Annotated in this window: 7 protein-coding genes and 1 pseudogene; 6 read left to right on the top strand and 2 right to left on the bottom strand. The window is 72.4% G+C overall.

Features of this window, described 5'->3' with window-relative positions; translation table 11 throughout:
* The 4 genes and pseudogenes from ACWD0J_RS40625 to ACWD0J_RS40640 all read left to right on the top strand — a co-directional run.
* A pseudogene (locus ACWD0J_RS40625) lies at positions 1–175 on the top strand (glucose-6-phosphate isomerase); the annotation flags it as partial.
* A 10-nt stretch (positions 176–185) separates the two neighbouring features.
* Positions 186–1067: a phosphogluconate dehydrogenase (NAD(+)-dependent, decarboxylating) gene (gene gnd / locus ACWD0J_RS40630; protein ID WP_451500899.1), complete on the top strand. Its 882-nt coding sequence runs from the start codon at positions 186–188 to the stop codon at positions 1065–1067.
* 8 nt (positions 1068–1075) lie between these two features.
* Entirely contained in the window at positions 1076–1663 is a 588-nt protein-coding gene (locus ACWD0J_RS40635) for a histidine phosphatase family protein (RefSeq protein ID WP_451500893.1), read from the top strand.
* Positions 1664–1774: 111 nt separating this feature from the next.
* Positions 1775–3238 carry a pentapeptide repeat-containing protein gene (locus ACWD0J_RS40640; protein ID WP_451500894.1) on the top strand — a complete coding sequence of 488 codons (1464 nt, stop codon included), beginning with the start codon at positions 1775–1777 and terminating at the stop codon, positions 3236–3238.
* On the opposite strand, the gene ACWD0J_RS40645 is transcribed toward ACWD0J_RS40640, so the two are convergent.
* The gene (locus ACWD0J_RS40645; RefSeq protein ID WP_451500895.1) at positions 3225–5030 is read right to left on the bottom strand and encodes a bifunctional sugar phosphate isomerase/epimerase/4-hydroxyphenylpyruvate dioxygenase family protein; all 1806 of its coding nucleotides are present in this window, start codon (positions 5028–5030) and stop codon (positions 3225–3227) included. The genes ACWD0J_RS40640 and ACWD0J_RS40645 overlap by 14 nt on opposite strands.
* A gap of 36 nt (positions 5031–5066) precedes the next feature.
* Positions 5067–5954 carry a shikimate dehydrogenase gene (locus tag ACWD0J_RS40650; protein ID WP_451500896.1) on the bottom strand — a complete coding sequence of 296 codons (888 nt, stop codon included), beginning with the start codon at positions 5952–5954 and terminating at the stop codon, positions 5067–5069.
* A gap of 154 nt (positions 5955–6108) precedes the next feature.
* On the opposite strand from ACWD0J_RS40650, the gene ACWD0J_RS40655 reads away from it, so the two are divergent.
* Together ACWD0J_RS40655 and ACWD0J_RS40660 are read left to right on the top strand one after the other, a co-directional pair.
* A complete protein-coding gene (locus ACWD0J_RS40655; protein ID WP_451500897.1) occupies positions 6109–6774 on the top strand; it encodes a TetR/AcrR family transcriptional regulator in 666 nt (221 codons plus the stop codon).
* A 339-nt stretch (positions 6775–7113) separates the two neighbouring features.
* Complete coding sequence (locus tag ACWD0J_RS40660; RefSeq protein WP_451500898.1) at positions 7114–8454, top strand: MFS transporter; 1341 nt, start codon at positions 7114–7116, stop codon at positions 8452–8454.
* Positions 8455–8548: the final 94 nt, after the last annotated feature.

An 8548-nucleotide genomic window follows, 5' to 3' on the forward strand; every position in this document is an offset into this window, starting at 1 on the left:
CGTCCAGGGCGCGATCTGGAACATCGACTCCTTCGACCAGTGGGGCGTCGAACTCGGCAAGGTCCTCGCCAAGCGCATCGAACCCGCCCTCACCGAGGGCGCCGACGTCCCCGGTCTCGACTCCTCCACAGCCGCGCTCGTGGCCGCCTACCGCGACCTCAAGGAAGTGAACTGACATGGCAGCGATGCAACTCGGCCTCATCGGGCTCGGGAAGATGGGCGGCAACATGCGCGAGCGGATCCGCCGCGCCGGCCACACCGTCGTCGGCTACGACCGCAACCCCGAGCTCTCCGACGTGAGCGGCCTGGCCGAACTGGTCGACAGGCTGGAAGCCCCGCGCACGGTCTGGGTGATGGTCCCGGCCGGGGCCCCCACCCAGTCCGTCGTCGACGAACTCGGCGGCCTCCTCTCCCCCGGCGACACGGTCGTCGACGGCGGCAACTCCCGCTGGAGCGACGACGAGAAGCACGCCTCCGAACTGGGCGCCAAGGGCATCGGCTTCGTCGACGCGGGCGTCTCCGGCGGCGTGTGGGGCCTGGAGAACGGCTACGCCCTGATGGTCGGCGGCGACAAGGAGCACGTGGACCGGGTCAAGCCGATCTTCGACGCGCTCAAGCCCGAGGGCCCGTACGGCTATGTCCACGCGGGCAAGGTCGGCTCCGGACACTTCTCCAAGATGGTCCACAACGGCATCGAGTACGCCATGATGCAGGCCTACGCCGAGGGCTGGGAGCTGCTGGAGTCGGTCGACTCGGTCACCGACGTGCGGGAGGTCTTCCGCTCCTGGCAGGAGGGCACCGTCATCCGCTCCTGGCTGCTCGACCTGGCCGTCAACGCCCTCGACGCCGACGAGCACCTGGACAAGCTGCGCGGGTTCGCGGAGGACTCCGGCGAGGGACGGTGGACGGTGGAGGCCGCCATCGACAACGCGGTGCCGCTGCCCGCGATCACCGCCTCCCTCTTCGCCCGGTTCGCCTCCCGGCAGGACGACTCCCCGCAGATGAAGATGGTCGCGGCGCTGCGCAACCAGTTCGGCGGCCACGCCGTCGAGTCGGCGAAGAAGTAGGCCCGGCCGTGGGGGATCTCCTTCTGGTCCGCCACGGTGAGACGGAGTGGAGCGTGTCGGGCCGGCACACCAGCCGGACCGACCTGCCCCTCACCCGGCACGGCGAGGAACAGGCCAAGTCCCTCGCTCCGCTCCTCTCGTCGCGGATCTTCGCCCTCGCCCTGGCCAGCCCGCTGGACCGGGCGATACGCACCGCCGAACTGGCGGGCGTCACCGGGGCCGAGCCCGAGCCGGACCTGCGTGAGTGGGACTACGGCGGCTACGAGGGCGTCACCACCGTCGACATCCACCGCACCCGCCCCGACTGGTACCTGTGGACCGACGGCGTGCCGCCCGGCCCGGACGGCCACCCCGGTGAGTCGCCCGAGCAGGTGGGGCAGCGCGCCGACCGGGTGCTGGCCCGGGTGGACGCGGCCCTCCCCGACGGCGACGTGATCCTGGTGGCCCACGCCCACTTCCTGCGCGTGCTGACGGCGCGCCGGCTGGGGCTGGCCCCGGCCGACGGCCGGCTGTTCCAGCTCGCGACGGGAACGGTCAGCCGCCTGTCGACGGAACACGGCCGGCCGGTCGTCGCGGAGTGGAACACCCGGCCGTAGCACCACACCGGGCCCACCGCCCAACTGCTCCGGCAGGAAGCGCGCGTTGACGCGGTGGGCCCGTCGTGCGCCGGTTGACAGGCGCGGCCGGGCACGTCAGAGTCCCCGCTGATGGAGATCGACGACCTGACCGCGGCGGAACTGCGGGTGTGGCGGGCCTTTCCCCGGGGCGAGTCCGTGGACTTCCGCACGGCTCACGACGAGGTCCCGGCGGCGGGGACCGAGTGGGGGCCGGAACGGACCCTGCGCGCCTCGGTGCTCAGGGCGTTGCTGGTCACCGCGCCCCAGGAGGACGGTGAGATCGCCGCCCTCAGGGTCGTCGGCGCCCGGATCACCGGCGCGCTCGACCTCACCCACGCCGTCGTCGACCAGCCGGTCCGGCTGACCCACTGTCACTTCACCGACCCTGCCGACCTGTTCGGCGCCCAGCTGCGCCGGCTCAGCCTGCGCGGCTCCGTGCTCCCCGCCCTGGACCTCGGCAGCGCGCGGATCGACGGCGTGGTGCAGCTGGCGGACTGCCGGGTGCGCGGCCGGGTGCAGCTGAGCGGAGCCCACATATCCGGCGCCCTGTTCCTGGACCGCGCCGAACTCACCGCGCACGACGCCTCGGAGCCGGTGCTCAAGCTCAACCAGACGCTGATCGAGGACGACTTGCGGGCACTGGAGCTGCGCGCGCACGGCGAGGTCCGGCTCAACGGCGCCACCGTCAACGGATCCGTCCAGTTCAACGGCGCCCGTCTCACCCGCCCCGGCCAGGTCGCCCTCGACGCCCAGACCCTCACGGTGGGCGGCGACTTCCTGCTGCGCGACACCCGCGTACAGGGCTGGATCGGCCTGCGCGGCGCCCGCGTCACGGGCCGCCTCGACCTGTCGTACGCCGTCCTGTCGAACCCGGGGGACGGGGTGCTGCGGGCGAGCAGCTCCACCATCGGGGAACTGTGGCTGCGCAAGAGCCCGCCCGCGGACGGCACCCTCAACCTGCGCCGCGCCCAGATCGAGGAGCTCTACCTGGAGCCGGACGCGGTGCCCGAGCGGGTCCTGCTCAACGGCCTCGTCTACACCTCCCTGTCGCCGCACGAGCCCGCCGCCCGCCGCCTGGCGATGCTGGAACGCGACGGCGAAAGCTATGTGCCGCACGCCTACGAGCAGTTGACGGCCGCCTATCGGCGCATCGGCGACGACCACGCGGCCCGCCTCGTCCAGCTCGCCAAGCAGCGCCGCCACCGCACCACACTCCCCTGGTACGGCCGTCTGTGGGGCCACGTCCAGGACGCCACCGTCGGCTACGGATTCCGCCCGCTGCGGGCCTGCGGCTGGCTGCTGTCGCTGCTCGCCGTCGGCTCGGTCGTGTACGCCCTGCACCACCCCCGCCCGCTGAAGGCGTCCGAGGCGCCCGACTTCAACCCGGTGTTCTACACGCTTGACCTGCTGCTGCCGGTGATCTCCTTCGGCCAGGAGGGGGCCTTCGCCCCGCAGGGCGGATACCAGTGGCTGTCCTACTCCCTCGTCATCGCCGGCTGGATCCTGGCCACGACCGTCTTCGCCGGCGTGAGCCGGACCGTCAGCCGCCAGTGAGCCGCCTGACCGTGTGCTGGGCCGCCAGGCGGACGGGGGCGTTCTGGGCGCCGTAGCCCCGGTACGCGCCGTCGCGCTGGACCAGTTCGAAGAAGATGCGGCCGACGGTGCGGGTGTAGCAGTGGCGGAACTCGCCGTGCGCGTCCCGGTCGTAGAGGATGCCGAGTGCGCGGTACGTCTCCAGCTCTCCGTCGGCGAACTCGTACCGGGCGGCCAGGTCGTCGTAGTAGTTCGCCGGGATCGGCAGCAGCCGGCCGCCGGCCTCGGTGAAGCGGCGGGCCGCGGCGACCACGTCGTCGGTGGCGAACGCGAGGTGCTGGGCGTGGACCGTGTCGTCGGTGGGGGCCGCGCCGACGGACAGGGCGATGCGCACGCCGCCGTCGGGGGTGGTCACGGCGCGGCTGCGCAGCAGCCCGTAGGGGTCGGCGACGTCGACGCTCTCCTGGGCGCGCAGGCCGAGCACGCTGCGGTGGAAGAGGGCCGCCTCGTCGAAGTGGTGCCACGGCTGGGTGAGGGCTATGTGGTCGACACGGGACACGTCCGTGGCCGCGGGCGGATGCTCGACGTCCTCGAAGTCGGCCCGCCAGTCGGGGAGTCCGGGGCGGCCGGTGGCGCAGAAGAACAGTTCCGTGCCGTCGGGGGCGGCCACCGCGTCGAGCGGGACGTCCTCGGCGGCGCGGCGGCGGGGCAGCACGGGAGCGAGCAGGGCCTCGGCCCGGCGGGCGGCGGCCCGCGGACCGGGTGACTCCAGTCCGATCGCGGCGAGGTGGGTGTCGTCCCGGCGGACGGCGGTGCCGGTGTTGACCAGGACGCGGGCCTGGCCCTGCTGCCACAGGTCGACGGGTTTGCTGCGGTGCCGGGCGGTGCGGGCGAAGCCCAGCGCGCCGAGCAGGGCGGCGAGGGGTTCGGCGTCCGGCGTGACCAGTTCGGCGAAGGCGACGCCCGTGGGCACGACCGGTGCGGGCGGCGCGGCGACGCCCACGGTCTCCTGGAGCAGGAGCAGGGAACGGCGGGCGTCCACGGCCGTGGGGCCTGCCTCGGCCTGCCGGAAGACGTCGTTGAAGATCTCCAGGGAGAGCGGGCCGTCGTAGCCTGTATGCAGTACACGGCGGACGAGACCGGCGACGTCGAAACCGCCCTGGCCGGGGAAGCAGCGGTAGTGGCGGCTCCACTGCAGGACGTCCATCGCGAGCAGCGGGGCGTCGGCGAGCTGGAGGAAGAAGATCTTCTCGCCGGGGATGTCCCCGATGCCGTCGAGGTCCTTGGGGCCGGAGCTCCGGGACAGGATGTGGAAACTGTCCAGACAGGTGCCGAGCGCGGGGTGGCCGGCCGTCCGGACGATGCGCCAGGCGTGGTCGTACGTGCTGACGTGCCGCCCCCACGCGAGGGCCTCGTAGGCGACGCGGACGCCGAAGTCCTGTGCCAGGCTCGCCAGTTCACTCAGCTGCTCGGCGGCGAGCGCGTCGTCGTCGACGGCGAGCGGGGAGACGCTGGAGCAGACCAGGACGGTTCCGGCGCCGAGCCGGCCCATCAGCTCGAACTTGTGCCGGGCGCGCCGCAGGTTGCGGGCGAACTCGTCCGGCGGCACGGCCTCGATGTCGCGCATCGGCTGGTAGAGGTCGACGGTGAGGCCGAGGTCCGCGCAGCGGGCCCGGACCTCCGCGGGGGTGAGGGGACTGGCGAGCAGGTCGTTCTCGAAGATCTCGACGCCGTCGAAGCCGGCCCGGGAGGCGGCCGTGAGCTTCTCGGTGAGCGAGCCGCTGAGCGAGACGGTGGCGATGGACGTACGCACGTCGGTACCTCTTCTGTCGATGTCCTACGGCGGCCGTCACCGCGGGGTGGGCACGGCCCCGGCCAGTTCGCCGAAGTCCGCGAGCATCCGTGCGCTGTCGGGTTCCCGCCCGGTGAACAGGCGGAACGCGTCCACGGCTTGGAAGACGGCCATCCCGCCGCCGTCGAGCGTGGCGCAGCCGAGCGCGCGGGCGGTGCGCAGCAGTGCGGTCTCCAGCGGGCGGTAGACCACCTCGGCGATCCACAGGCCGGGGTCGAGGAGTCCGGCCGGGACGGGCAGGCCGGGGTGCGCGGCCATGCCGGTGGGGGTGGCGTGCACGAGTCCGTCGGCGCGGGCGAGCAGGTCCGCGAGCCGGTCCGGGGTGGCGGCGGCGGCCCGGCCGTCCCCGAAGTGCGCGTTCAGCGCGTCGGCGAGGGCGGCGGCCCGCTCGGGCAGCGCGTCGACGACGGTGACCCGCCCGGCGCCGAGGGTGAGCGTGGCGTGCGCGACGGCCGCGCCCGCGCCGCCCGCCCCCAGCTGCACGACCCGCTCCAGCGGTACGTCGGGCAGACCGCGGGCGAAGGAGGCGGCGAAGCCGGTGACGTCGGTGTTGTGGCCGACGGCGCGGCCGTCCTCCTCGAAGACGACGGTGTTGACCGCGCCGAGGGCCTCGGCCTGCGGGGCGAGGGCGTCCAGGTGCGGCAGGACGTGCTGCTTGCACGGGTGCGTGATGTTGAGCCCGTCGAAGCCGAGGTCGCGTGCCGACCGCAGCAGATCGCCGACCGCCTCGGGCCCGACGCCGAGGGTGTCGATGTCGATCAGCCGGTACAGGTACCGCAGACCCTGGCGGTCGGCCTCCCGCTCGTGCAGCGCCGGACTGAGCGAGGGGCCGATGCCGGAACCGATCAGTCCGACGAGATACGAGTCCTTGTCCTGGGACGGCACCGGGAACCTCCTGAGCGGCTCACTAATGTACGAACTAGTACGTTAGCTATACCAGCATCGTGGGACCACGGGAAGCCCCCGACGCGGAACCGGGACCCGGCGTGACGGCCTGCTCTTACAATCTGCGCACTGGCCCCGCGCGCTAAGGAACCCGATGACCAGCGTCGAAGAACCGGCACGACCGAACGGGCGGATCCGTGACGCCGCCCGCACCCAGGCCGAGATTCTCGACGTGGCGACCCAGGAGTTCGCCCGGGCCGGCTTCGACGGCGCCCGGGTCGACGAGATCGCCGCCCGCACCCGCACCACCAAGCGGATGATCTACTACTACTTCGGCGGCAAGGAGCAGCTCTTCACCGCCGTCCTGGAGCGGGCCTACGCCGTGATCCGCGAGGCCGAGCAGCAGCTCGACGTCGAACACCTGGACCCGGTCGCGGCCATCCGCCGACTGGCCGAGGTGACCTTCGACCACCACGAGCAGCACCCGGACTTCATCCGCCTGGTGAGCATCGAGAACATCCACGGGGCCGAGCACATCGCGGCCTCCGCGAAACTCGGCAAGATCGGCTCGCCCGCGCTCGACGTGATCCGCCGGATCCTGGCCTCCGGACAGGAGTCGGGGCTGTTCACGGCCGACGTGGACGCCGTCGACCTGCACGCGATGATCAGCTCGTTCTGTTTCTTCCGGGTCGCCAACCGGCACACCTTCGGCGCCCTGTTCGGCCGCGACCTGGTGGACCCCGCCCAGCGCGAGCACTACCGCGCGATGCTCGGCGACATGGTGATCGCCTACCTGACGGCGGACCGCGCGGCGGACTGAGCGGACTGGGCCGACTGGGCCGACTGAGCCAGGTACCGGCTCTTTCGGCAGGGACCGGCACGGTCGACGGTCGGCAGTCGGCGGTCTGCGCGCGGCGGCCGGCCGTGCGGCGGTCGGCCGTGCGCGGCTTCGGGGCGGGCCCGGCCCGGGGCTCCGCGCGCCTCGGACCAGGTGCCGCGCGGAAAGATCCTCGGCACGGCCTCTTGACACCCGGGAAACGTGGGCGCAACATCCCACCCACCGCCACTAACTACCCAGTGGGTTAATTAGCCGCGATCCGGCTCCGCTCAGCCCTCCGCTCACTCCGCCTAGGGTGGAGTTCCCCCGAAGGAGCACGCCGTGTCCGTCCCCGCCGCACCCGTCGGCCAGCCGAGAAAAGCCGCCCTGGCGGCCTGGATCGGCAGCGCCCTGGAGTACTACGACTTCTTCATCTACGGCAGCGCCGCCGCGCTGATCTTCCCGGACGTCTTCTTCGACCAGTCCGACCCGGCCACCGCGACCCTGCTGTCGCTGGCCACCTTCGGCGTGGCGTACGCGGCCCGTCCGGTGGGCGCGCTGTTCCTCGGGCACTACGGCGACAAGCTCGGCCGCAAGAAGATCATGGTTTTCACGCTGATCCTGATGGGCGTGTCGACGTTCCTGATCGGCTGTCTGCCCACCCGTGACCAGGTCGGCACGCTCGCCCCGGTGCTGCTGGTGCTGTGCCGCGTGCTCCAGGGCATCTCGGCGGCCGGTGAGCAGGCCAGCGCCAACTCCATGACGCTGGAGCACGCGCCGTCGCACCGGCGCGGGTTCTTCACCAGCTTCACCCTGAGCGGCACGCAGGGCGGGCAGCTGCTCGCCACGCTGGTGTTCATCCCCATCGCCGCGCTGCCCGATGACCAGCTGATGTCCTGGGGCTGGCGGGTCCCGTTCTGGCTGAGCGTCGCGGTCGCCGTCGTCGGTTTCGTCATCCGCCGCAAGCTGGAGGAGACCCCGGCCTTCGCCCGCCAGGCCGCCTCGGACGGGATCGTCAGGATGCCGCTGGCGATCCTGATGCGCGAGCACTGGGCCGACGTCCTGCGGGTGATCGCGGGTGCCCTCATCGCCTCGGTCAGCACGATCTTCACGGTGTGGGCGCTGTCGTACGCGACGAGCGACTCGGTCGGCATGAGCCGGTCCTCGATGCTGTGGGTGGGAGCCCTCGCCAACCTCGTGGCGCTCGGCACGATCCCCCTGTGGGCCACGCTCTCGGACCGCGTCGGCCGCCGCCCGGTGTTCCTGATCGGCGCGGCCGGCAGCGCCGTGGCGATGTTCGCCTACCTCTGGGCGATCTCCACGGGTTCCTACGCGCTGATCCTCGTGCTGGGCATCGTCGCCTTCGGTGTCGTCTACAGCGCCGCGAACGGCGTGTGGCCGTCCTTCTACGGCGAGATGTTCTCCACCCGGGTGCGGCTGTCCGGCATGGCGATCGGCACCCAGATCGGCTTCGCCGTGGCCGGGTTCGCGGTCACCTTCGCCGCGCAGATCGCGGGTCCGGACGGTGACGACTGGTCGGCGGTCGCCCTGTTCACCGCCGCGCTGTGCGTCCCGCCGGTGATCGCCGTCATCACGGCGCGCGAGACCCACAAGGTGCCCACGGAGCGGCTCGGCGAGCGTGTCTCCCGTGAGGAGGCCCAGCCGGAGACGGTGTCGGCCTGACCGGCGACATGCTCGGCAAACCGGTCGAGCAGGGCGACCTGTGGACGCGGCTTCGGCTTCAGCGCGGAGCAGGCCGGCGACCACTGGCTGCTGC

The sequence above is a fragment of the Streptomyces sp. NPDC003011 genome (genome assembly GCF_053591515.1).